The organism is Rhodococcus sp. Leaf247 (assembly GCF_001426185.1).
GTDB lineage: Bacteria > Actinomycetota > Actinomycetes > Mycobacteriales > Mycobacteriaceae > Rhodococcoides.
Genome location: NZ_LMRP01000001.1, coordinates 262483 through 284547, shown reverse-complemented (window position 1 = coordinate 284547; position 22065 = coordinate 262483). Strand labels below are relative to the sequence as shown.

24 protein-coding genes and 1 pseudogene are annotated in these 22065 nt (G+C 66.8%); 13 read left to right on the top strand and 12 right to left on the bottom strand.

Annotated elements, in window-relative coordinates; genetic code table 11:
• The first annotated feature begins 36 nt into the window (after positions 1-36).
• Positions 37-1242 carry an acyl-CoA dehydrogenase family protein gene (locus ASG64_RS01295; RefSeq protein ID WP_042573150.1) on the top strand — a complete coding sequence of 402 codons (1206 nt, stop codon included), beginning with the start codon at positions 37-39 and terminating at the stop codon, positions 1240-1242.
• 63 nt (positions 1243-1305) lie between these two features.
• Here ASG64_RS01295 and ASG64_RS01290 read toward each other — a convergent pair whose 3' ends face one another.
• From ASG64_RS01290 to sdhC, 4 genes are read right to left on the bottom strand one after another with little or no spacing between them, the layout of a single operon-like run.
• Complete coding sequence (locus ASG64_RS01290) at positions 1306-2088, bottom strand: succinate dehydrogenase iron-sulfur subunit (RefSeq protein ID WP_042573151.1); 783 nt, start codon at positions 2086-2088, stop codon at positions 1306-1308.
• Positions 2088-3839: a succinate dehydrogenase flavoprotein subunit gene (sdhA, locus tag ASG64_RS01285; protein WP_042573152.1), complete on the bottom strand. Its 1752-nt coding sequence runs from the start codon at positions 3837-3839 to the stop codon at positions 2088-2090. Before sdhA ends, ASG64_RS01290 begins: the two co-directional genes overlap by 1 nt.
• 13 nt (positions 3840-3852) lie before the next feature.
• Positions 3853-4314, bottom strand: coding sequence for a succinate dehydrogenase hydrophobic membrane anchor subunit (locus ASG64_RS01280; protein ID WP_042573153.1), 462 nt, complete (start codon positions 4312-4314; stop codon positions 3853-3855).
• 1 nt (position 4315) lies between these two features.
• Entirely contained in the window at positions 4316-4723 is a 408-nt protein-coding gene (gene sdhC, locus ASG64_RS01275) for a succinate dehydrogenase, cytochrome b556 subunit (RefSeq protein ID WP_082042887.1), read from the bottom strand.
• 252 nt (positions 4724-4975) lie between these two features.
• On the opposite strand from sdhC, the gene ASG64_RS01270 reads away from it, so the two are divergent.
• Genes ASG64_RS01270 through ASG64_RS01245 form a run of 5 tightly spaced genes read left to right on the top strand, consistent with a single transcriptional unit; the run spans position 4976 to position 10110 of the window.
• Entirely contained in the window at positions 4976-5407 is a 432-nt protein-coding gene (locus tag ASG64_RS01270; RefSeq protein ID WP_056069325.1) for a cytidine deaminase, read from the top strand.
• A complete protein-coding gene (locus tag ASG64_RS01265) occupies positions 5400-6683 on the top strand; it encodes a thymidine phosphorylase (RefSeq protein ID WP_056069324.1) in 1284 nt (427 codons plus the stop codon). Before ASG64_RS01270 ends, ASG64_RS01265 begins: the two co-directional genes overlap by 8 nt.
• A 1-nt stretch (position 6684) precedes the next feature.
• Entirely contained in the window at positions 6685-8184 is a 1500-nt protein-coding gene (locus ASG64_RS21075) for an ABC transporter permease subunit (protein WP_082517960.1), read from the top strand.
• The gene (locus ASG64_RS01250; RefSeq protein ID WP_056069322.1) at positions 8181-8957 is read left to right on the top strand and encodes an amino acid ABC transporter ATP-binding protein; all 777 of its coding nucleotides are present in this window, start codon (positions 8181-8183) and stop codon (positions 8955-8957) included. Before ASG64_RS21075 ends, ASG64_RS01250 begins: the two co-directional genes overlap by 4 nt.
• A gap of 43 nt (positions 8958-9000) precedes the next feature.
• Positions 9001-10110 (top strand): adenosine deaminase, encoded by a 1110-nt coding sequence (locus tag ASG64_RS01245; RefSeq protein ID WP_056069320.1) that lies wholly within the window; start codon positions 9001-9003, stop codon positions 10108-10110.
• Positions 10111-10223: 113 nt separating this feature from the next.
• Here ASG64_RS01245 and ASG64_RS01240 read toward each other — a convergent pair whose 3' ends face one another.
• Positions 10224-10796, bottom strand: a complete 573-nt coding sequence (locus ASG64_RS01240) for a pentapeptide repeat-containing protein (protein WP_235579450.1) — start codon at positions 10794-10796, stop codon at positions 10224-10226.
• Positions 10797-11277: 481 nt separating this feature from the next.
• Between ASG64_RS01240 and ASG64_RS22280 the strand changes: the two are divergent.
• Together ASG64_RS22280 and ASG64_RS21825 are read left to right on the top strand one after the other, a co-directional pair.
• Positions 11278-11703, top strand: a pseudogene (locus ASG64_RS22280) (tetratricopeptide repeat protein); the annotation flags it as partial.
• Positions 11672-11791 (top strand): tetratricopeptide repeat protein, encoded by a 120-nt coding sequence (locus ASG64_RS21825; protein WP_200933451.1) that lies wholly within the window; start codon positions 11672-11674, stop codon positions 11789-11791. The pseudogene ASG64_RS22280 and the gene ASG64_RS21825, both read left to right, overlap by 32 nt.
• Before the next feature lie 18 nt (positions 11792-11809).
• Here the strand turns inward: ASG64_RS21825 and ASG64_RS01230 are convergent, their stop codons facing one another.
• The 4 genes from ASG64_RS01230 to ASG64_RS01215 are packed head-to-tail and all read right to left on the bottom strand — an operon-like array spanning position 11810 to position 14981.
• The gene (locus tag ASG64_RS01230) at positions 11810-13108 is read right to left on the bottom strand and encodes a hypothetical protein (protein ID WP_056069311.1); all 1299 of its coding nucleotides are present in this window, start codon (positions 13106-13108) and stop codon (positions 11810-11812) included.
• Positions 13109-13123: 15 nt separating this feature from the next.
• A complete protein-coding gene (locus tag ASG64_RS01225) occupies positions 13124-13618 on the bottom strand; it encodes a YbaB/EbfC family nucleoid-associated protein (protein WP_056069308.1) in 495 nt (164 codons plus the stop codon).
• Positions 13615-14649, bottom strand: a complete 1035-nt coding sequence (locus tag ASG64_RS01220; protein ID WP_056069305.1) for a C40 family peptidase — start codon at positions 14647-14649, stop codon at positions 13615-13617. The genes ASG64_RS01225 and ASG64_RS01220 overlap by 4 nt, the downstream gene beginning before the upstream one ends.
• Entirely contained in the window at positions 14646-14981 is a 336-nt protein-coding gene (locus ASG64_RS01215) for a hypothetical protein (protein WP_156388226.1), read from the bottom strand. The genes ASG64_RS01220 and ASG64_RS01215 overlap by 4 nt, the downstream gene beginning before the upstream one ends.
• Positions 14982-15125: 144 nt before the next feature.
• Between ASG64_RS01215 and upp the strand changes: the two genes are divergently transcribed.
• Positions 15126-15749 carry a uracil phosphoribosyltransferase gene (gene upp, locus ASG64_RS01210; protein ID WP_042573366.1) on the top strand — a complete coding sequence of 208 codons (624 nt, stop codon included), beginning with the start codon at positions 15126-15128 and terminating at the stop codon, positions 15747-15749.
• Here the strand turns inward: upp and ASG64_RS01205 are convergent.
• Both ASG64_RS01205 and ASG64_RS01200 read right to left on the bottom strand, forming a co-directional pair.
• The gene (locus ASG64_RS01205; RefSeq protein ID WP_056069300.1) at positions 15746-17350 is read right to left on the bottom strand and encodes a phospho-sugar mutase; all 1605 of its coding nucleotides are present in this window, start codon (positions 17348-17350) and stop codon (positions 15746-15748) included. The genes upp and ASG64_RS01205 overlap by 4 nt on opposite strands.
• Entirely contained in the window at positions 17347-18192 is an 846-nt protein-coding gene (locus tag ASG64_RS01200) for a purine-nucleoside phosphorylase (protein WP_042573164.1), read from the bottom strand. The genes ASG64_RS01205 and ASG64_RS01200 overlap by 4 nt, the downstream gene beginning before the upstream one ends.
• Positions 18193-18247: 55 nt before the next feature.
• On the opposite strand from ASG64_RS01200, the gene ASG64_RS01195 reads away from it, so the two are divergent.
• Positions 18248-18766 carry a phenolic acid decarboxylase gene (locus ASG64_RS01195; RefSeq protein WP_042573165.1) on the top strand — a complete coding sequence of 173 codons (519 nt, stop codon included), beginning with the start codon at positions 18248-18250 and terminating at the stop codon, positions 18764-18766.
• A gap of 7 nt (positions 18767-18773) precedes the next feature.
• On the opposite strand, the gene ASG64_RS21820 is transcribed toward ASG64_RS01195, so the two are convergent.
• On the bottom strand, positions 18774-18926 hold the full coding sequence (locus tag ASG64_RS21820) for a hypothetical protein (protein ID WP_042573166.1): 153 nt from the start codon (positions 18924-18926) through the stop codon (positions 18774-18776).
• An 87-nt stretch (positions 18927-19013) separates the two neighbouring features.
• Here ASG64_RS21820 and ASG64_RS01190 point away from each other — a divergent pair, with 87 nt between their 5' ends.
• The 3 genes from ASG64_RS01190 to ASG64_RS01180 are packed head-to-tail and all read left to right on the top strand — an operon-like array spanning position 19014 to position 22064.
• Entirely contained in the window at positions 19014-19715 is a 702-nt protein-coding gene (locus tag ASG64_RS01190) for an enoyl-CoA hydratase/isomerase family protein (RefSeq protein WP_056069297.1), read from the top strand.
• 13 nt (positions 19716-19728) lie between these two features.
• The gene (locus tag ASG64_RS01185; protein ID WP_056072424.1) at positions 19729-20901 is read left to right on the top strand and encodes a M20 family metallopeptidase; all 1173 of its coding nucleotides are present in this window, start codon (positions 19729-19731) and stop codon (positions 20899-20901) included.
• Positions 20898-22064, top strand: a complete 1167-nt coding sequence (locus ASG64_RS01180; protein WP_056069294.1) for a M20 family metallopeptidase — start codon at positions 20898-20900, stop codon at positions 22062-22064. The genes ASG64_RS01185 and ASG64_RS01180 overlap by 4 nt, the downstream gene beginning before the upstream one ends.
• The last annotated feature ends 1 nt before the right edge of the window (position 22065 follow it).

Here is a 22065-nt window from a genome sequence, read left to right as displayed (position 1 = left end):
CCGCATCGATCGCTGTCACGACCTCAGGAGTTGTACATGAGCAAGCACGAACCGCTGGGACCCCTGTCACCGGATTTCCTGGCCGCCGACATGTTCGGCTACCAAGGAGTGCTCACCGACGAGGAATCGGCGATCGTGCTCACGGTTCGTCAGTTCCTGGAGGACGAGGTCGCCCCGCGTGCCAACGAGTTCTGGGAGAAGGCGCAGTCGCCGGTACACCTGCTGCCGAGGTTGGCGGAGCTCGGAATCGTCGGGCTCGAATACGAATTCGACGGTCGGGAGCCCGCCCGGAAGGTGTTCACCGGGTGGCTCGGGATGGAGTTCTCCCGCGTGGATCCGTCGACAGGAACCATGTTCACCGTCCACAGCGGCCTCGCGATGAGCAGCATCGCCATCCTGGGATCCGACGAGCAGAAGGATCGGTGGCTGCCCGCCATGAGGCGGATGGAGAAGATCGGCGCCTTCGGGCTCTCGGAGCCGCACGGTGGATCCGACGTCGCCGGCGGTCTGGAGACGACGGCACGCCTCGACGGGGATCACTGGGTCCTCAACGGCAGCAAGAGGTGGATCGGCAACGCGACATTCGCGGACCTCGTCATCGTCTACGCCAAGGACGAGGCGGACGGAGAGGTCAAGGGCTTCGTCGTCGAGAAGGAGTTCGAGGGGTTCCGCGCCGAGAAGATCGAACGCAAGTACTCGCTCCGCGCCGTCGAGAACGCCGACCTGTACTTCGAGAACTGCCGAGTGCCCGTCGCGAACAAGCTCGAGCACGCCAACTCCTTCGCCGACACCGCGAAGGTGCTGTCGCTGACGCGCGGGGGAGTCGCCTGGGGAGCTGTCGGCGTCATGATCGGGGCCTTCGAGAAGGCCGTTGCCTACGCGCAGGAACGCGAACAGTTCGGTGCGCCCATCGCGTCGTTCCAGTTGATCTCAGACCTGATCGCCCGCATGGCCGGAAACATCACGGCGTGCATCGGCATGGCGCTGCGGGTGTCTCAGCTCCAGGATTCCGGGGTCCATCACGACGAGCACGCCGCGTTGAGCAAGAGCTACTGCACCACGCGGCTCCGCGAGGTTGTCGGCTGGGCGAGAGAGATCCTCGGCGGCAACGGCATCGTTCTCGACTACGACGTCATCCGATTCTTCACCGACGCGGAAGCCCTCTACTCGTACGAAGGCACCTCCCAGATGAACAATCTCATCGTCGGCAGGGGAGTGACCGGCTTCTCCGCCTTCGTGTAGCGCGAGCACACGAAAGCCCGCTCCTGCAGTGCAGGAGCGGGCTTTTCGGGACGTGCGAGGAGGTCAGCGTGCGAAGAGCAGCGCGCGCTTGACTTCCTGGATGGCCTTCGTCACCTGGATGCCGCGAGGGCAAGCGTCGGTGCAGTTGAAGGTGGTGCGGCAGCGCCACACACCCTCGACGTCGTTGAGGATGTCGAGACGCTCGGGAGCGCCCTCGTCACGGCTGTCGAAGATGAAGCGGTGCGCGTTGACGATGGCAGCGGGACCGAAGTAGCTGCCGTCGTTCCAGTACACGGGGCACGACGTGGTGCAACATGCGCACAGGATGCACTTGGTGGTGTCGTCGAACCGGGCGCGGTCGGCAGCCGACTGGATGCGTTCACGCGTGGGCTCGTTGCCGCTGGTCATCAGGTACGGCTTGACGGCACGGAACGCGTCGAAGAACGGCTCCATGTCCACGATCAGGTCCTTCTCCACGGGAAGCCCGCGGATCGGCTCGATCGTGATGGTCAAGGACTTCGACGAGTCCTTGGGGAGCATGTCGCGCATCAGCACCTTGCAGGCGAGACGGTTGACACCGTTGACGCGCATCGCGTCGCTGCCGCAGACGCCGTGCGCGCACGAGCGTCGGAACGACAGAGTGCCGTCGAGGTAGCTCTTGACGTAGAGCATCAGGTTCAGCAGACGGTCGGTAGCCAGGGTGGGCACCTGGAAGCTGTCCCAGTGTGCGCCCTTGTCGTCCTCGGGGTTGAAGCGAGCGATCTTCAGAGTGACCATGACCGCTTCGTCGGGGACGGCGGGGAGGTCGCTCTTGTCTTCGGAGTTGTCGATTACAGCTGCACTCATCAGTACTTACGCTCCATCGGCTCGTAGCGCGTCTGCACCACGGGCTTGTAGTCGAGGCGGATATCGGAGAGCAATCCGTCGCCCACCTTGTACGCCATGGTGTGGCGCATGAAGTTGACGTCGTCGCGCTCCGGGTAGTCCTCGCGTGCGTGTCCGCCGCGAGTCTCCTTGCGATTGAGGGCACCGGCGACGGTGACCTCGGCCATCTCCAGCAGGAAGCCGAGCTCGACGGCCTCGAGCAGGTCGCTGTTGTAGCGCTTGCCCTTGTCCTGCACGGTGATCCGGCCGTAGCGCTCCTTGAGTGACTGGATGTCGCTCAGCGCCTGCTTCAGCGTGTCCTCGGTGCGGAAGACGGACGCGTTGTTGTCCATCGACTGCTGCAGCTCGGAGCGGATCGTGGCGACCTTCTCGGAGCCGTGATCCGAGAGGATCAGCTCGAGCCAGTCCTCGACCATCTTCTGCGGAGCCTCGGGCAGCGGCGTGAAGTCGACGCTGTTCGCATGCTCGGCGGCAGCGATGCCGGCGCGACGGCCGAACACGTTGATGTCGAGGAGCGAGTTGGTTCCCAGGCGGTTCGAGCCGTGGACCGACACGCAGGCGCACTCACCGGCGGCGAACAGTCCGGGGACGATGTCGTCGTTGTTGCGCAGGACCTCACCACGGATCTTGGTGGGGATGCCGCCCATGACGTAGTGGCACGTCGGGTACACGGGGACCAGTTCGGTCACCGGGTCGACGCCCAGGTACGTGCGCGAGAACTCCGTGATGTCGGGGAGCTTCTCCTCGAGCACCTCGGCGCCCAGATGGGTCACGTCGATGTAGACGTAGTCCTTGTTGGGACCGGCGCCGCGACCTTCGAGGACCTCGAGAACCATCGACCGGGCGACGATGTCGCGGGGTGCGAGGTCCTTGATGGTGGGGGCGTACCGCTCCATGAAGCGCTCGCCGTCGGCGTTGCGGAGGATGCCGCCCTCGCCTCGGACCGCCTCGGAGATGAGGATGCCCAGACCCGCCAGACCTGTCGGGTGGAACTGGTGGAACTCCATGTCCTCGAGCGGCAGTCCCTTGCGGAAGATGATGCTCATGCCGTCACCGGTGAGGGTGTGGGCGTTGGACGTCGTCTTGTAGATACGACCCGATCCACCCGTGGCGAACACGATCGACTTCGCGTGGAAGACGTGCAGTTCACCGGTGGCGAGCTCGTAGGCGATGACGCCCGTGGCGACGGGACCGTTGTCGGTCTCGGTCAGCGCGATGTCGAGTGCGTAGAACTCGTTGTAGAACTCCACGTCATGCTTGACGCACTGCTGGTAGAGCGTCTGAAGGATCATGTGCCCGGTGCGGTCGGCGGCGTAACACGCACGGCGGACAGGTGCCTTGCCGTGGTCGCGTGTGTGGCCACCGAATCGACGCTGGTCGATCTTGCCCTCGGGGGTGCGGTTGAAGGGCAGGCCCATCTTCTCCAGGTCGAGAACCGCATCGATGGCTTCTTTCGCCATGATCTCGGCCGCGTCCTGGTCGACGAGGTAGTCGCCACCCTTGACGGTGTCGAAGGTGTGCCACTCCCAGTTGTCCTCCTCGACGTTGGCCAAGGCGGCACACATGCCACCCTGAGCCGCGCCGGTGTGACTACGCGTGGGGTAGAGCTTGGTCAGAACCGCCGTGCGAGCGCGAGGGCCTGCTTCGATCGCGGCGCGCATTCCTGCGCCACCTGCGCCGACGATGAGTACGTCGTAACGATGTTCCTGCATATCGAAATCTCCCCTAGCTGGCGGTGATGTTGGGGTCGAACGTGAAGATCACGTACGTGCCGAGACCCATGATCAGGATCATCGACAGGACCAGAAGCGTCGTGAGCCAGAACCGCGTGGAGTCCTTGCGTGAGTAGTCTGCGATGACCGTGCGCAGGCCGTTGCCGCCGTGCAGCTGGGCCAACCACAGCATCGTCAGATCCCACACCTGCCAGAACGGGCTGGACCAACGTCCGGCCACGAAGGCGAAGTTGATGCGGTGAACGCCGTCGTCGAGAAGCAGCATGATCGACATGTGCCCGAGGACGAGGACGACGAGCGCGAGCCCGGAGAAACGCATGAACAGCCATGCGTAGAGCTCGAAGTTGCCCCGGTTCTTCCGACGCGGTGAGCGCGGGTTGTCGAGGCTGGCGGGGCGGTCGTGCGACGTGCCCAGCGTGCGTGCCGGCTTGCTTCCGGCATCCGTGGTCGCCATGTCAGTGCCCCCCGGTGAAGGTGTTGTAGAGGATGCGCGCTGCGCCGGGGATCATCACGACGAACCAGATGCCGAGAATGACCCAGAGCATGAGGCGCTGGTACTGCGTGCCCTTCGACCAGAAGTCGACCAGCATGACGCGGATGCCGTTGAGTGCGTGGTAGAGCACCGCAGCGACGAGGCCGAGTTCCATCAGGCCGACGATCGGCGTCTTGTAGGTGTCGATCACGTCGTTGTACGCCTCGGGGTTGACACGGACGAGCGCCGTGTCGAGCACGTGGACGAACAGGAAGAAGAACGTGACCACACCGGTGATCCGGTGCAGGACCCAGGACCACATGCCAGGGTCTCCGCGGTACAGAGACCGCGTGCGCTCCCGGGACGGGGCGGCTTCGGTCGAGGTAGCCATCGAGTGCAGTGCCTCCAACATCATTGATGGACGCGACGAGTGGAGAGATCCGGGTGAGACCGGAGAAACTCAGCTCGATCGTGTATGTGAAACGACTTCTTCGAACTCTAATCCCATGCCCGGACACGCACTAATTCGCGTTGGGCCTGGCGTTTCCGCATCGCAGGGAAGTTAGGTTTGCCTGTCCAATCGGGGATGCGGTTCCGTCGTAGATTCCGACATCCGGGCGGATGTCGTGACAGGATCGCTCCCATGCAGGAAGTGGACTGGAAATCCTTGCGAGACAGAGCCCGTGAGGCTATGACCCACGCATACGCGCCCTACTCGAACTACCCGGTGGGCGCTGCCGCACTGGTGGACGATGGACGGGTCGTCGTGGGATGCAATGTGGAGAATGTCTCATACGGCCTAGGGCTCTGCGCCGAGTGCGGACTGGTGTCGGCGTTGAACTCCTCGGGCGGCGGACTACTGATCGCGTTCTCGTGCTGCGACAGTCGGGGTCTCGTGCTTCTCCCGTGCGGCCGTTGCCGACAGCTCCTGCTGGAGTTCGGCGGCGGTGATCTGATGATCGACACGACGAGTGGACCTCGCTCATTGAGCAGCCTCCTCCCCGAAGCGTTCGGACCCGACGACCTTGCCGCCGGCCGCACCTCCGACGCCCCGAAGGAGGCGACGGATGCCTGATGCCGTATCGGTGATAGCCACCAAACGCGATGGCCACACTTTGTCTTCGGACCAGATCTCCTGGATGGTCGACGCCTACACGCGCGGCGAGGTCGCCGACGAGCAGATGTCGGCGCTGACGATGGCGATTCTGCTCCGCGGAATGGACCGCGGCGAGATACGCCAGTGGACGGAAGCGATGATCGCGTCCGGCTCCAGAATGGATTTCTCGTCCATCTCCAGACCGACCGTCGACAAACATTCCACCGGCGGAATCGGCGACAAGATCACGTTGCCGCTCGCGCCGATCGTCGCCGCGTGCGGAGCTGCCGTTCCCCAGCTCTCGGGGCGCGGACTCGGCTACACCGGTGGCACTCTCGACAAACTCGAATCGATCCCCGGCTGGCGCGCGGACCTGACGGCGGAGGAGATGACGCGCATCCTCGACGACCCCGCTGTCGGCGCCGTCATCTGCGCGGCGGGCGCAGATCTCGCGCCGGCGGACAAGAAGCTCTACGCCCTGAGGGATGTGACCGGAACGGTCGAGTCCATTCCCATGATCGCGGCGTCCATCATGAGCAAGAAGATCGCCGAGGGGACCGGCGCATTGGTCCTCGACGTCAAGTGCGGGTCCGGCGCCTTCATGAAGTCGCTCGATCAGGCGCGGGAATTGGCATCGACGATGGTCGAGCTGGGAACCGATGCCGGTGTCCGCACCATCGCCCTGGTGACGGATATGAACACGCCCCTGGGACGGACCGCGGGTAACGCACTCGAAGTGCAGGAATCGCTCGACGTCCTGGCCGGCGGCGGACCGTCCGACATCGTCGAGCTCACTCTGGCACTGGCACGGGAGATGGTTGCCGCAGCCGGACTGGGTGACATCGACCCCGCGGCCACCCTGCGGGACGGTACGGCGATGGACCGGTGGCGCGCGATGATCGCCGCCCAGGGCGGAGATCCGGCGGCGGCATTGCCCACCGCCCGTGAGACGCACGACGTGACGGCGGACCGGGACGGTGTCCTCACGCGTGTCGACGCCATGGCCGTGGGAATCGCGGCCTGGCGCCTCGGGGCCGGTCGTGCCCGGCAGGGTCAAGCAGTCCAGGCGGGAGCGGGCGTGCGTCTGCATGCGAAGGAAGGCGACCGCGTGACGAAGGGGCAACCGTTGTTCACCCTCTACACCGACACCCCGGAGAAGTTCGACGGCGCGCTCGAGGCACTCGGCGGTGGCTGGGACATCGGGGATGTCGCGGAGACCGCCCGACCCCTGATCCTCGACAGGATCGGGTCGTGAGATGACGCGTCGCCGGTGGAGCCTCGCCGCGGCGGTGGCCGTGATGCTCTCGATACTCCTGGGAGCGTGCGGGTCGTCGTCGGACGGACCGCTGATCGACTCGGTCACCGAGGACGGCGTGCTGGTGGTCGGGACCGAGGGCACGTACAGCCCGTTCAGCTTCCAGGGTGACGACGGTCAGTTGACCGGATACGACGTCGACGTCGTGCGTGCCGTCGGGGAGAAGCTCGGTGTACGCGTCGAGTTCGTCCAGACTCCGTTCGACTCCATCTTCGCCGGACTCGAGTCGGAACGGTTCGACCTCATCGCCAACCAGGTGACCATCAACGACGAGCGTCGCGCGAAGTACGACCTCTCGCGGCCGTACACGGTCTCCGACGGCGAAATCCTGACTCGCACCGGCGACTCGTCCATCAGTTCGCTCGCCGATCTCGCCGGCAAGACGACGGCGCAGTCCTCGACCAGCAACTGGGCCGAGGTAGCCACCGACGCCGGCGCTCAGGTGCAGGCGGTCGAGGGGTTCGTCCAGGCCGTCACGCTGGTCAAGGACGGCCGCGTGGACGCCACCGTCAACGACTCGTTGGCGGTCGCGGAGTACTTCGCGCAGACGGGTGACACCGGGGTGTCCGTCGCCGCGCAGACCGGCGACGTCAGCCTGCAAGCCTTCGCAGCCCGCAAGGACAGCGGTCTGATGGACTCGGTGAACACGGCATTGGAGGAACTGCAGAACGACGGAACCCTCGCGGCCGCGTCGGAGAAGTACTTCGGTTCCGACGTCGCGGTGCCCGATGCGGAGACGGCGGCGGCTACCGCTCCCACCGAGTCCGCCGCGGCCTCGCAGTCGACGTGGGATCTGATCTCCCGCAACCTGGTGCCGATGTTGAAGGCGACGGTGACGACGACGCTGCCGCTGACGGCGATCAGCTTCGTCATCGGGCTGATCATCGCTCTGGCCGTGGCGCTGGCGCGCATCTCGTCGATCCGACCGCTGTCGCTGCTCGCTCGCTTCTACGTGTCCATCGTGCGCGGAACGCCTCTGCTGCTCCAGTTGTTCATCGTCTTCTACGCGCTGCCGCAATTCGGTGTGGTGATCTCTCCGTTCCCGGCCGCGGTGGTGGCGTTCAGCATCAACGTCGGTGGCTATGCCGCCGAGATCGTCCGAGCCTCCATCCTGGGAGTTCCCAAGGGTCAGTGGGAGGCCGCGCAGACCATCGGTATGGGCTACCGGACGACATTGCAGCGCATCGTCCTCCCGCAGGCCTTGCGCACCGCAGTTCCTCCTCTGTCCAACACGTTGATCTCGTTGGTCAAGGACACCTCGCTCGCGTCGACCATCCTGGTGACCGAGCTGTTGCGAGTCGCCCAGCTCGCCGCCGCCCCGACGTTCGACTTCTTCGCCCTGTACTCGGTCGCGGCGCTGTACTACTGGGTCATCTGCATCGCCCTCTCGGCTGTGCAGGGTCGACTGGAAACCCGACTGGACAGGTACGTGGCGAGATGACCGAGAATCCCCTCATCGAGGTAGCCGGGCTACGGAAGTCGTTCGGCGGCAATACGATCCTGAACGGTGTCGACTTCACCGCGGACCGGGGCACCGTGACCGTCGTCGTCGGCCCCTCCGGTTCCGGCAAGACCACATTGCTGCGCAGTCTCAACGCCCTCGATCCCGCCGACGCGGGAACGATCCGGGTCGGTGACGTCTCGGTCGATTTCGAGGCGCTGTCATCGGAATCGAAGGGACGCGTCCGCGGCGCCACGTCCGCGTTGCGCGCGCAGAGCGGCATGGTCTTCCAGTCGCACAATCTGTTCCCGCACAAGACGGTTCTGCAGAACGTCACCGAGGGGCCGATCGTGGTGCAGAAGCATCCACGGGAGGAGGCGGAGGCCGCAGGGCGCGAACTGCTGGCGCAGGTGGGGCTGACCGGCAAGGAAGATCAGTACCCGTTCCAGCTCTCCGGTGGCCAGCAACAACGCGTCGGGATAGCGCGGGCGCTCGCGCTCGCCCCCCAGCTGATGCTCTTCGACGAGCCCACCTCCGCCCTCGACCCGGAACTCGTCGGTGAGGTTCTCGCCGTCATCAAGAACCTGGCGAGCGAGGGGTGGACGATGATCGTCGTCACCCATGAAATTCGATTTGCGCAGCAGGTCGCCGACCAGGTTCTGTTCGTCGACGGGGGAGTCGTGGTCGAGAGGGGCACCCCCGCGGAGGTCCTGAGCAACCCCTCGCAGGACCGCACCCGGCAGTTCCTGAAAAGGATCCTGGACCCGCTGTAGGAGTAGGGCGCGCAACACCGTCACGGACACTAAAGTCGGAGTCATGGAAGACGATGTGGCGGTTGGTCCTGCTCCACTGGACATGCAGAACATCGCACGCGCGCCGAAAGCGTTGCTGCACGACCACCTGGACGGTGGGCTGCGCCCGAGTACCGTGCTGGAACTGGCGAGCGAATGCGGCTACGACGGCCTGCCCGCATCCGACGCGGAGAGCCTCGGACGGTGGTTCCGCGATGCGGCCGACAGCGGTTCCCTCGAGCTGTACCTCGAAACGTTCGCCCACACCGTCGCGGTGATGCAGACCGCCGAGGGCCTGCAGCGCGTTGCGAGGGAATGCGCCGAGGACCTGGCGGCAGACGGTGTCGTCTACGCCGAGGTCAGGTACGCCCCCGAGCAGCACCTCGAGAAGGGGCTCACACTCGACGAGGTCGTGGAACACACCCTCGAAGGCTTCCGGCAGGGTGAGAGCGCAGCGCATGCAGCCGGTCGTCCCATCCGCATCGGGTGCCTGCTGACGGCAATGCGGCACGCCGCGAGGTCACGGGAAATCGCCGAGCTCGCCGTCCGCTACCGCGACCAGGGCGTCGCGGGATTCGACATCGCCGGCAAGGAGGCGGGATTCCCGCCCAGCCGCCATCTCGACGCCTTCGAGTACATGCGGGCGAACAACGCGCACTTCACCATTCACGCCGGCGAAGCGTTCGGCCTGCCGTCCATCCACGAGGCCATCGCGTTCTGCGGAACCGACCGGCTGGGCCACGGCGTGCGCATCGTCGACGACATCACGACGGACGTCGACGGCAACCACGAACTGGGACTGCTCGCGAACTACGTGCGGGACAAACGAATCCCCTTGGAGCTGTGCCCCAGCTCGAACGTCCAGACCGGTGCCGTCGCCAGCATCGAGGCGCACCCCTTCGACGTGCTGGCGCGGCTGCGATTCCGTGTCACCGTCAATACCGACAACCGCTTGATGAGCGACACCTCGATGAGCAAGGAGATGTTCACGCTCGCATCCGTTTTCGGGTACGGCTGGTCGGACCTCGAGCGGTTCACCATCAACGCGCTCAAGTCGTCGTTCCTGCCGTTCGATCAGAGGTTGGCGCTCATCGACGACGTCGTGAAGCCCGGGTACCGGGTGTTGATGGGGTAGGCGCCTAAGCCACCCGCTGGACGCGCCGTGCCTCAGCGTCCACAACTCGCTCGGATCGACGGGATCCCGTCGATCCGAGCGATTTACGGACACTCAGGCACGGCCACGCTCGCTCATGCCGACCACTTCGGCAGCCGCGTGCGCTGGTCGGCGCGTGCGCTTCCCAGTTGGGTGCGTGTCAGGAAGAGACAGTCGGTGAGATCGGCACCGCGGACGTCGGCTCCCCGAAGGTCGGCGCCGAGCAGGTCGCAGCCTGCCATGTCGACTCCGCGCAGGTCGGAGCTCAGGAGCGACGCACCTCGCAGGTCGGCACCGACCGTGCGCAGACGTCGGAGGTCGCGGCCGGCCAGGTCTGCATAGCGCACCAGAATCGGATCGACGAGGTCACCCTGCGCGCGGAACGATGCGCGCACGTCCTCGCTCACCGCGTCCAGGATCGGGCGGACTCTCTCCCTGTACATCTCGAGGTCGGCCGCCGGGTCGGCGCTGTCGACACTCGCCGTGATCTCGCTGACCAGGACGTCGACGGCGGCCTTCAGGTCGTCGTCGTAGGTGCGGTGCCGCGCGTGGGTGAGGTGCCACAGCAGTTCGTGCAGCGCAGTGACGGTTCTGAACGCGGCGAACATCGACGCCGCGGTCGACGGGTCGTCGCGCCACGTGCGGCCGCCGGACAGTCTGCTGCTCACGTGCTGTCCTGCTCCGAAGCAGTCGAAGGCACTGCATCCGCGAAAGCCGCGGCTATCCAGACTGTCGTGCACGGTGCAGGAAAAGGACGTGCTCAGGTTGGGGCAGGGGTCGCCCGCGTTCTTGTCGACGGGAAAATCGGACGATCGGGTGAAGGCGAAAGCCACGCAACATAATCCGACGCAGCTACGGCAATCGGCGCGGAGGGACGGCAGGGGGCGAGGTGAGGTGGGCACGATGTGCTTCCGGGTGGCAGGAATGCTGGGCCAGATGCGGCGGGACCCTGGCCGGTCACCGAAGGACCGGGGGTGCCGCCGACAACGTCGCACGCAGATGCCACCGAGCGCCGGAACGGTGCACGGGAGTGGCCGGAGGGCCGAGTCACCAAGTCATGAAGGAAGTCACTGATCGCACCGTAACGCATGTCGACGCGGGCGTGAAGCGCGCGGTGACGAGAATCGACGGCTGCCGGACAATGGTGGCATGACAGAAGACCGGAACGCATCGCCCGAGCTGACGCAGACACCGGAAGAAGCTCTCGCGGACTACTGGGACACCGTCGACCTGGACGATCACGCCGGCGCTGTCACGCGTCTGCAGGAGCTCGTCACGACACTCGACCTCGACGAATCGATCGCGCACTTCGAGATGGGGAGCGTGTACGACTCGGTCGGCGACGAACAGGCGGCGGTCGTCGAGTACGAGGCCGCCCGAGCGTCGGGACTTGCCGGATCTCGCAGGTCACAGCTGGATATTCAGCACGCGTCCACTCTGCGCAACCTCGGTCGGCTGGACGAGGCCGTCGACGTTCTGCGTGCTGCGGTTCCCGATCCGTCGACGGGAGATGCTCGAACGGTGTTTCTTGCCCTGGCGCTGCATGATTCGGGACGTTCGGCCGAAGCTCACGATCGACGCGCTGACACCGTATCTACCGCGGTACCGGCAGTCCGTCGCGGCGTACGCGCGTGCCCTTCTCGATCCGTCGACGGACGCCTGAGTCGATCACGCGCAACCGTCAGGTGGTCGGGCGCAACCGGGTCTCGAACTCGCGCTCCAGGGCCCGCCAGGACTCGGCTTCGGCATCGAACGGCGCACTGGGCGCCATACGGCCCTCGGTCGGCTCGACGATGTACGACACCAGCCACCCGAGGGGCGTGGAGGTCGCCAACGCTTCCTCCACCGAAGGATCCTTGGCGTAATCGGCTGCATCGGTGAACAACTCGACCGCCAGGTCCAGCTGGTCGACATCGACGAACTGCGGGCCGCGAGCCAGGTCGTCGGCGAGACCCGGAAGGACGTAGACGTTTTCGTCGGTGACCTCGATGTCCAGCGAACCGTCGACTGCCGCGGTGCGGACGTCGTCGTACGTACTCACCGACGTCAGGTCATGATCGTGATCGTCGGCGAGGTAGCGGGCCAGGGCTCGCTCACTGCCGAATACGAGAATGGCGCCGGAGCGACCGAGAAACACGGGCTCGTCGTCCAGGTAGCACCGCAGTGTGTAGTACGTGTCGTCCGAGGTGATGATGCGAACCGGGTCGATTCCTACTGCGGCCCAGAACGTCTCGTCCTCGTCGTCCTCGTCGTCCTCGTCGTCCTCGTCGTCCTCGTCGTCGTCCTCGTCGGTGGCCAGTGGAACGATCACGGTCGAGTCCGCGTCTTCGTCGGAGTCGATGTCCTCGTCGTCCAGGTCGTCCACGTCGACGATGTTCTCGGCCGCAGCCGTGATTTCGGCGTCGGCGATGGCGGTGGCGTCTGCATCGACGTCGGGGGTGACGAGGACGGCGTCGATCGCATCGAGAACCGCGTCCCATCCCTTGGCGACGACGGAGCCGATGCGATTCCAGAGCTGACTGCCCTCACGGCCGACGAAGGCGTCGGCGCCACGAGAAAGAACCCCGAGAAGGGGATTCGCGGAGAAGAACCGGGTGACGGCATCCAGTTCGCAGACCTCGCCGAGAGTGCGCGCCATTTCGAGCGACCGTGCGAGCTCGACGAGAGACTCCTCGTCCGGTTCACCCGCTGCCAGTTCCGGGACGCCGACGAGGTCGAAGACGTGCTCGTCGTCGGGCTCGATGTGCGCCGCCGACAACGCCACCACGGTGCGCCACCGCGGGTGCTCCACCAGGTCGTTGTCGGTGTCGTTGCGGATGAACGCTGCCATCTCGGCGACCGACGGGAACGCGTACAGGTCGTCCTCGCGGCCGAGGAACGCTTCCCATTCCTCACCGTCCTCGCGCCACTCGGGCGCCCACAGTGTCACGAGGTTTCCCGCAGTCACTCCGAGTTCGATCGGGACGATGTCTCCAGGCATGGCCGCGAGCCTATCTCAGCGGCGGCCGTCGGCGGATGCTGCGTCGAGCACCGAGAGGAGCCGCGCCGTGATGGCCTCCCTGGTTGCAGCCGCGTCTCTCACCGCGCCGTTCACAGCTTCGACGACAACGCTCTCGACATGGTGAGCGCTGCGGTCGCGCACGCGGTCGTCGATGTGGAGTACGACGAGGGACCCGTGCGCATCGGCGTGCGCGGACACCGAGAACCCGCCCCGGCCCTCGACGGTGCACGATTCGCGCACCGCGCCCAGCGCCGAGAGGCCGTCGCGAAGCGCGGTGGACGCGAGTCGTGCTCGGTACAACGGACCGGACGAATCTCTCGACGACACGCAGGGCGAAGGAGAGGGAACAGCCGGCGGCCGGTGGGCGGTTCGGTGCAGATCGAGAACGGCACGTGCGACAGCCTCGCCTCCGTATGCGAATTCGCCTGGATCGATCTCGAGCGAGACGATCTCACCCGACGGCGCGACCTCGATGTGAGACCTTGTCATTCTGTCGGCCGGTAGAACCCGTGAAAGCCCATGCCGGAGTTCGATGTCCGGATGGGAGAGACACTGACCGGATCGCCGGCCTCGACCATCTGGCCGTTGCCGACGACCATGGCCACGTGACCGTCCCAGACGGCCAGGTCACCCGGCATCACGTTCTCCACACCGACAGGGGTTCCGACGGACTGGTCCGAGGCGAGCCGAGGGATGTCGACACCGGCGTGCTGGTAGGCGCTCTGCGTGAGCCCGCTGCAGTCGAGTCCCTGTCCCGGGGTTGTGCCACCCCAGACGTAGGGCGTGCCCTGCTGATCGAGTGCGAAGCGCACGGCGCTGGCTGCCCGGCTGTTGGGAGCCAGAGATGTACTGCCGTCGGGGAGTGTCACCGACGTGCCGGTGCCGCCATCGGCAGGGTCGTAGGCACGATGGCCGGGAGCTGTCGCGCCGGATGTCTGCGGGTCGACTAAAGGCTGGAAGTCGCCGACCGTCGCCGCCTGTGTCGGTGAGACGAACGACCGCACGATCGCATTCATCGCGGACGCGGGGCCGAGGATCTCCGGGAGGACCAGCGCCGCGACTCGCGCCGCCAGCGCGTCGAGTTCGGCGCGGACGCGGGCGTAGACGACGGTGGCCCGCTCGAGATGCTCGGCGGCGAGAGCCACCAGGGCTGTCTGCCCTGCCGGGGTGAGGGCTGCGGGCAGCAGGACGCCCGCGGCCGAGAGGAACGATGACAACACCGCGGACAGCTCGGCGCGACCTCGGGCGATCGACTCGGTGGCCTCGGCTGCCGCTGCCTCGAGTTCTCCGGCGTGAGTGATCAACGCCGTTCCCGCCTCGATCGAACTCCGCACGGAGCACAGCACCGCATCCGCGGCCGTGCCGGTCCAGACCCCGGACAGTGCGCTCGACGCGTCCGTGGCAGCGCGTACCGCCCCGGCGACGTGCCGGTCGCCGGTACGCACTGCCCTGTCGACTGCGTCCTCCGAGCCGACGCACCGCAGCAGGTCCTCGATCGGCGCGGCCAACACGTCGATCACCGGGTCACGCCTCCGGACAGAGAGTCGGACAGCGACTCGTCGCCCATTCGGTAGCTCCTCGACGCACGCAGAACGTCGTCGGCAGTCGCGGCGAACCGGTCCGAGAGCGTCGACAGAGCGTCCGAGTAGCGCTGCGATGCCGCGCCGAGGACGGCCGCGAAGTCGGATCCGACAACTCCGAAGGCCGCCGTCTCGCCGACGCTCACGGCTGTCGAGACCTCACGCAGGGCCGTCGACGCGTCGTCGAGTCCACCTGCGGGCGCGGTCATCGCATCGATATCGACCTCCACACCACCGTGCACGTCCGGGCCGACACCGGGAACTCTCACCATGTTCTCCTCCACCCATCCTGTGCGCGAACATCCTTGTTCTCGCGGGGTTGGACGCCCTGGCGGTGCCGACGGTTCCCCGGCTCGTCAGCACGACCAGCCGGTGCGGTGGCGACTAGTGTGTTGCCGGTGAACACCACGCCCGACATGGACATGCGCGTACTCGACCATCCCCTCGCGTCCGCGCTGCTGACTCAGATGCGCGACCAGGCAACGGACAACCCGGCCTTCCGCTCCGCCTTGCGCCAGCTCACCCAGATGCTCGTGTACGAAGCGCTGCGGGACGCTCCCGTCGTCGAGTTCGAGGTGACGACGCCTGTCGCGGTCACCACGGGAACGCGTCTGGCGAAGCCCCCGCTACTGGTCCCCGTGCTGCGGGCAGGACTCGGCATGGTGGAGAAGGCGAGTTCGCTGATCCCGCAGTCACGGATGGGATTCGTCGGGATCGCCCGTGACGAGAAGACCCATCAGCCGGTGCCGTACATGGAATCGCTGCCCGACGACCTGGCCGGATACCCGGTGTACGTACTGGATCCGATGCTGGCCACCGGCGGATCGATGGTGCACACCATCGAACTTCTCGTTCAGCGCGGTGCCGACGACGTCACGTGTATCTGCGTCGTCGCGGCTCCCGAGGGCGTGCAGGCCCTCGCGTCGTCCGGGCTGCCCGTGCGACTGGTGGCGGCGAGCATCGACGACGGACTCGATGCGAACGCGTACATCGTTCCCGGCCTCGGCGATGCCGGCGACCGTCAGTTCGGACCTCGCTAGAGGCTGTCGGCGAAGGCGACCAGGGCTTCGAGGCGCGCGCGCGCACGCGCACGCGCCGCCTCGAGTCCGTCGTCTTTATGAACGGGTTCGACCACTTCCAGGTACGCCTTGAGCTTCGGTTCGGTGCCCGACGGCCGGACGACGACTCTGCAGCTGTCGGTGGTCAGTTCGACTGCGTCCGTGCGGAGTTCGGCCTCGGGAGAGTCGAGATCACGCACCGTCACCTCGGATCCGGCCAACGTCTCGGGCGGTGATGCACGCAGCCTCGCCATCATGTCGGCGATCTCGGACAGGTCGGTCACCCGCCGCGACACCTGGGTTCCGACGCGCGCGCCGAACTCACGGTCGAGGTCGTCGAGCACGTCGAGCACGGTGCGACCCTGCTCCGCGAGCTCGGCCACCACGTGGGCCAGGAGAACGGCGGCGGAGATCCCGTCCTTGTCGCGCACCGCATCCGGATCGACGCAGTGGCCGATGGCTTCCTCGTACGCGTAGACCAGACCCTCGCCGGCGCGGACGAGCCATTTGAAACCGGTCAGCGTGCGTCGATACCGCGCGCCGCGAGCGGGCGCGAGTGCGGACAGCAACGTGGACGACACGAGCGTGTTGGCCACGAGGGAGTTCGGAGTCGCGGTGCGCAGGATGTGTTCGGCGAGAACGGCTCCCGTCTCGTCACCAGTGAGCATGCGCCATCCGTCAGCGCCGGGCACCCCGACCGCGCATCTGTCCGCATCGGGGTCGAGCGCGATCGCGAGGGAAGCTCCCACTCGGTCCGCGAGCGCGAGCAACTCGTCCGTGGCTCCGGGTTCCTCGGGATTGGGAAACGCAACTGTCGGAAAGTCCGGGTCGGGATCGAACTGCGACTGCACGGTATGCACGTCGGTGAACCCGCTGCGGCGCAGCGCGTCGACGGCGACGGTTCCACCGACGCCGTGCATGGGAGTCAATGCGATGCGCACCCCGCCGTGGGACGGTCGAGCGGGAACACGATCGGTGACCCGGTCCAGGTATGCGGCCACGATCGGGTCGGAGGTGGGCTCGACCGCGGTGCGCGGAACGTGGGCCGCGCCGGGTGCGGCCCCGATGAGGTCCTCGATCTCGCGATCCGCGGGGGAGACGAGTTGGGCGCCGCCGTCGAGGTAGACCTTGTAGCCGTTGTCGGCCGCGGGATTGTGCGAGGCCGTGATCTGTACTCCTGCGATTGCACGCCGGGACCGTGTCGCGAACGCCAGAACGGGAGTGGGTGCGGGGTCGGGAAGCAGGGTGATGCGAAAGCCCGCTGCGGCCAACACTTCTGCTGCTGCGCGGGCGAAGGCGGCGGACCCGTGCCGCGCGTCGCGGCCGACCACCACCTCGGATCCGCGCGCGTGATGCCGTGCGAGATAGGCGGCCAGGCCGGCCGTCGCGCGTGTCACCACGGCCACGTTCATCCCACTGGGGCCGGCCTGCACAGGGCCGCGGAGCCCGGCTGTTCCGAACGTGAGCGTGCCGGCGAACCGGGCGGCCGACTCGGTGGCGTCGAGCGCCGCGAGTTCTGCGCGGGTCGCCGGGTCCGGGTCGTCGGCGATCCACGCTTCGACTGCTGCCTGGACGTCGCTCACAGGCGCGTCACGAGTTGCCGGAGAAGGGTTCCCATCCGTTCGGCGGACGCTGCGCCCGCGGCGATGACCTCGGCACCGTCGAGATGATCGCCCGTCATTCCCGCCGCGAGGTTGGTCACCAGGGAGATGCCCAGTACGCGCGCTCCGGCGCCACGGGCTGCGATCGTCTCGTGCACGGTGGACATGCCGACAAGGTCTGCGCCCATGGTGCGCAGCATGCGGATCTCGGCGGGGGTCTCGTAGTGAGGACCGGGCAGTCCCGCGTAGACGCCGTCGGTCAGCGACGGGTCGATCTCACGCGCCACATCGCGGAGGTCGGCCGAGTAGGCGTCGACGAGGTCGACGAACTGGGCGCCGACCAACGGTGACCGTGCGGTCAGGTTGAGGTGGTCCGAGATCAGCACGGGGTCTCCGACCGCCATTCCTTCACGGATACCCCCGGCCGCGTTGGTCAGCACGATGGTGCGTGCGCCCGCGGCGGCCGCGGTGCGCACGGGATGGACGACGCGACCGAGGTGATGGCCTTCGTAGGCGTGGGTGCGTCCCAGCAGGATCAGGACCCTGGTGCCCTCGACGTCCACCGACCACATCGCACTGGAGTGGCCCAGGGCTTTCGGGGCAGCAAAGCCCGGCAGCGACGACATCGGAACGATGTGTTCGGGCGTCCCGAATTGCTCGGCTGCCTTCTGCCATCCCGAACCGAGCACTACCGCGACGGGATGCTCGGCGACGCCTGTGATGTCGGCGAGCGCCGCGGCGGCCGCTTCGGCGGCTCCGGTCGGATCGGTCTCCGGGTCGACGGGGACGTTCGTAGACGAGGCCTGTGTGGGGGGAGTACTCACGAACTCGACCCTATCGCCGACGGGGGGTGCCCGCTGCGGCAGGCAGAATCGGGAGATGACCGAGACCGCGAGCCCCGCACCGGACCAGGATCTGACCGGACTGGTGGGACATCACTTCATCTACACCTACGCCAACGGGTGGCAGTACGAGATGTACGTGAAGAACGACGCCACCATCGACTACCGGATCCACAGCGGGATGGTGGGAGGTCGCTGGGTCAAGGACCAGCAGGTGGACGTCGTGCGGCTCACCGACGACGTCTACAAGATCTCGTGGGTCGAGCCCACCGGCACCTGCGTCGTGGTGGACGTGATGCCCGGGCTCCGGCGGGTCCACGGCACGATCTTCTTCCCGGCGTGGGTGGAGGAGGACGGCTCGAAGACGGTGCTGTTCCAGAACGACCATCTGCCACTGATGACGACCTACCGCGACGAGGGCCCGACGTACCCGATCCATGTGGTGCCCGAGTTCGCGCAGATCACGTTTCTCGAGAACGTCGGAGTCGACGACGACACGGTCGTCGCAGTGGCGCCCGGTGATCTCCCGGACGGATACGCGACGCGTCGGAACTGACGAGGGTTCAGGTGTGGGCGCGGTAGAGACGCCAGAACCACACCGTTGCCCCCGACGCCAGGACGGCGCCGGATCCGAAGGCGCCGACGAACAGCAGCATCGCCGACAGGGCAGCCAGCAGCACGATGACCACGAGTTGGACAATTGCCGCGAACTGCATGACTGCACAGTGCCCCTGGCCGGGCGGTGGCGCAAGGTGGACAGCCGCCGACGTCACCGGCGTGTTACCGGCTAGTACCATCCGCTCATGCCTTCACTCGATCGCGACGGAAACGTCTTCGTTCTCAGCCTGGCCCACGCGGACGGAGTGAATCCGGAGAACCGTTTCCACCCCGATTGGATCGAGCACGTCCACGAGCTTCTCGACGAGGCGGATGCAACGGAGGGCCCTGCAGCCCTGGTCACCGTGGGTGGCGGCAAGTTCTACTCGAACGGTCTGGACGTCGACTACCTCTTCTCCCACGCGGACGCGATCCCCGAGTACCTCGATCTGGTGCACACCGTCTACACCCGGTTGCTGCGGTACCCGATGGCTACCGTCGCTGCGGTGCAGGGCCATGCGTTCGGGGCCGGCGCGATGCTCGCGCTGTGCCACGACACGTCGGTGATGCGCGAGGACCGCGGCTTCTTCTGCCTGCCCGAGGTGAACCTGGGCATGCCGTTCACCCACGGCATGTCGACGCTGCTTCTCGAGCGACTCCCGAATCAGACCGCGCTCGAGGCCATGACGACCGGACGCCGCTACGGAGGTCCCGACGCTGTGGCAGCGGGAATCGTCCAGACGGTCGCCGGAGAGGACCAGGTGATCGAGACTGCCGTACGGCAGGCCGCCGAGCGCGTCGCGACGCGCGGACCCAATCTGACGTCGATCAAGGACAGCGTCCACGTGTCCACGTTGGCGGCGCTGTCCGTCCCCACCGCTGAGAGCGGCTTCGCCTTGGGTCAGTGACAGACTGGTGACCGTGCACCCGACCATCGACGCCGTCATCGACACGGCGCGTACCGACCTGATCGGGTTGTCGCATGCCATTCATGCCCGTCCCGAGGTGGCGTTCGAGGAGCACTTCGCTTCCGCGGCCACTTCCGAGCTGCTGGTGAGCGCCGGATTCGAGGTGCGGCGCGGAGTCGCCGACCTGCCGACCTCGTTCGACGCGTCGTTCGGATCGGGCGACCTGGTGGTCGCCGTCTGCGCCGAGTACGACGCACTGCCGGAGATCGGACATGCCTGCGGGCACAACATCATTGCGGCATCCGCGGTGGGCGCCGGTCTCGCACTGGCGTCCGTCGCGGACGAGCTGGGCCTGACCGTGCGGGTCCTGGGCACGCCGGCGGAGGAATCCGGTGGCGGCAAGGTGCTCATGCTCGACGCCGGAGTGTTCGACGACGTGTCCCTCGCGCTCATGGTGCATCCGGGTCCGTTCGACATCGCAGCCGCGCGGTCACTCGCCCTGTCCGACATCGCCGTCCGCTACACCGGGCGGGAAGCTCACGCGTCCGCTGCGCCGGAGTGGGGGATCAACGCCGGTGACGCGGTGACCGTCGCACAGGTGGGTGTCGGACTGCTGCGTCAGCATCTGCGGCCCGGCCAGCAGATCCACGGCATCGTCGGGCACGCGGGTATCGCTCCGAACATCGTTCCCGGATCGTCCGAGATGTTCTACTACCTGCGAGCGGACACTGCCGAAGCCCTGGACGACCTCGACCGTCGGGCTCGCGGGTGCTTCGAAGCCGGTGCGACGGCGACAGGGTGTACCCACGAGATCGTGACGGTGTCGCCGACCTACACCGAACTCACGCCCGACGCGTGGCTGGTCGACCGATACCGCAGTGTCGCACCGGCTCTGGGGCGGACGCTGGTCCCGCCAGAGTTCGAGACGTCGCGACCGTTCGGCAGCACCGACATGGGCAACGTCACGGCGGTCGTTCCCGGTATCCACCCCGTCATAGGGTTGGACTCGGGTGGAGCCGTCACCCACCAGCCCGCATTCGCGGCGGCATGTGTCACCGACTCCGCCGATCTCGCCGTGACCGACGGTGCCCGCGCTCTCGCGCAGGTCGTCGTCGCGGCCGCGACCGATCCGCATCACCGCGCTCGATTCGTCGAGGGCGCCCACGAGAGGACCGCACGACGATGAACCCGGCCGACGATTGGATCGCTGCACACGGGGCGGATCTCGTGACGTGGCGTCGTCGGATCCACCGACATCCCGAGCTCGCGCGTCAGGAGTTCGAGACCACGAAGATGGTCGCCGAGATCCTGACGGCGGCGGGTCTGTCGCCCGTCGTGCTGCCCAGCGGCAGCGGCGTGATCTGCGACATCGGTCCGAGTGGGCCGAGAGTGGCCCTCCGCGCCGACATGGACGCATTGCCGCTGACCGAGTTCACGGGCGCCGAGTACTCGTCCGAGGTACCCGGTGTCTCACATGCCTGCGGTCACGACGCGCACACGACGATCCTTCTCGCGACCGGCCTGGCGCTGGCCTCGCTGCCGAACCTTCCGCACGGAGTACGTCTGATCTTCCAGCCGGCCGAGGAAGTCATGCCGGGTGGGGCGCTGGACATGGTGGCGGCGGGTGCGCTGACGAGCGTGTCGCAGATCTACGCGCTGCACTGCGACCCACGCCTCGAGGTGGGCAAGATCGGCATCCGCGTCGGTGCCATCACGTCCGCGGCCGACACGGTCGAACTGCGCCTCGACTCGGCCGGCGGACACACCTCACGTCCGCACCTGACATCGGACCTGGTCTACGCTCTCGGGTCGGTCATCACGGGTCTGCCGGGGCTGCTCAGCCGTCGGGTCGATCCGCGGACCAGCACCGTCATGGTGTGGGGCGCTGTCGTCGCGGGGCAGGCGCCCAACGCGATCCCGCAGAAGGGCATGCTGACCGGCACCGTCCGCACAGGGGATCACCAGACCTGGGCGCTGCTCGAGCCACTGGTGCAGGAGATCGTGGCCGGGGTGCTCGCACCCACCGGGGTCAAATTCGAGGTGCACTACCGGCGAGGCGTGCCCCCCGTCGTGAACGACGAGCACGCGACGCGCCGTTTCGAGGCGGCCATCCGCTCACTCGGCCCGGACGCATTGGCCGACACCGCGCAGTCCGGCGGCGGTGAGGACTTCTCGTGGTACCTCGAGAACGTTCCGGGTGCCATGGCTCGGCTGGGTGTGTGGTCCGGCGTCGGGCCGCAACTCGACATCCATCAGCCCACGTTCGATCTGGACGAGCGTGCGCTCGCCGTCGGCGTCCGGGCGATGACGGCGCTCGCCCTGGGCCTGGGCGACGATCAGGTGCTCTGAC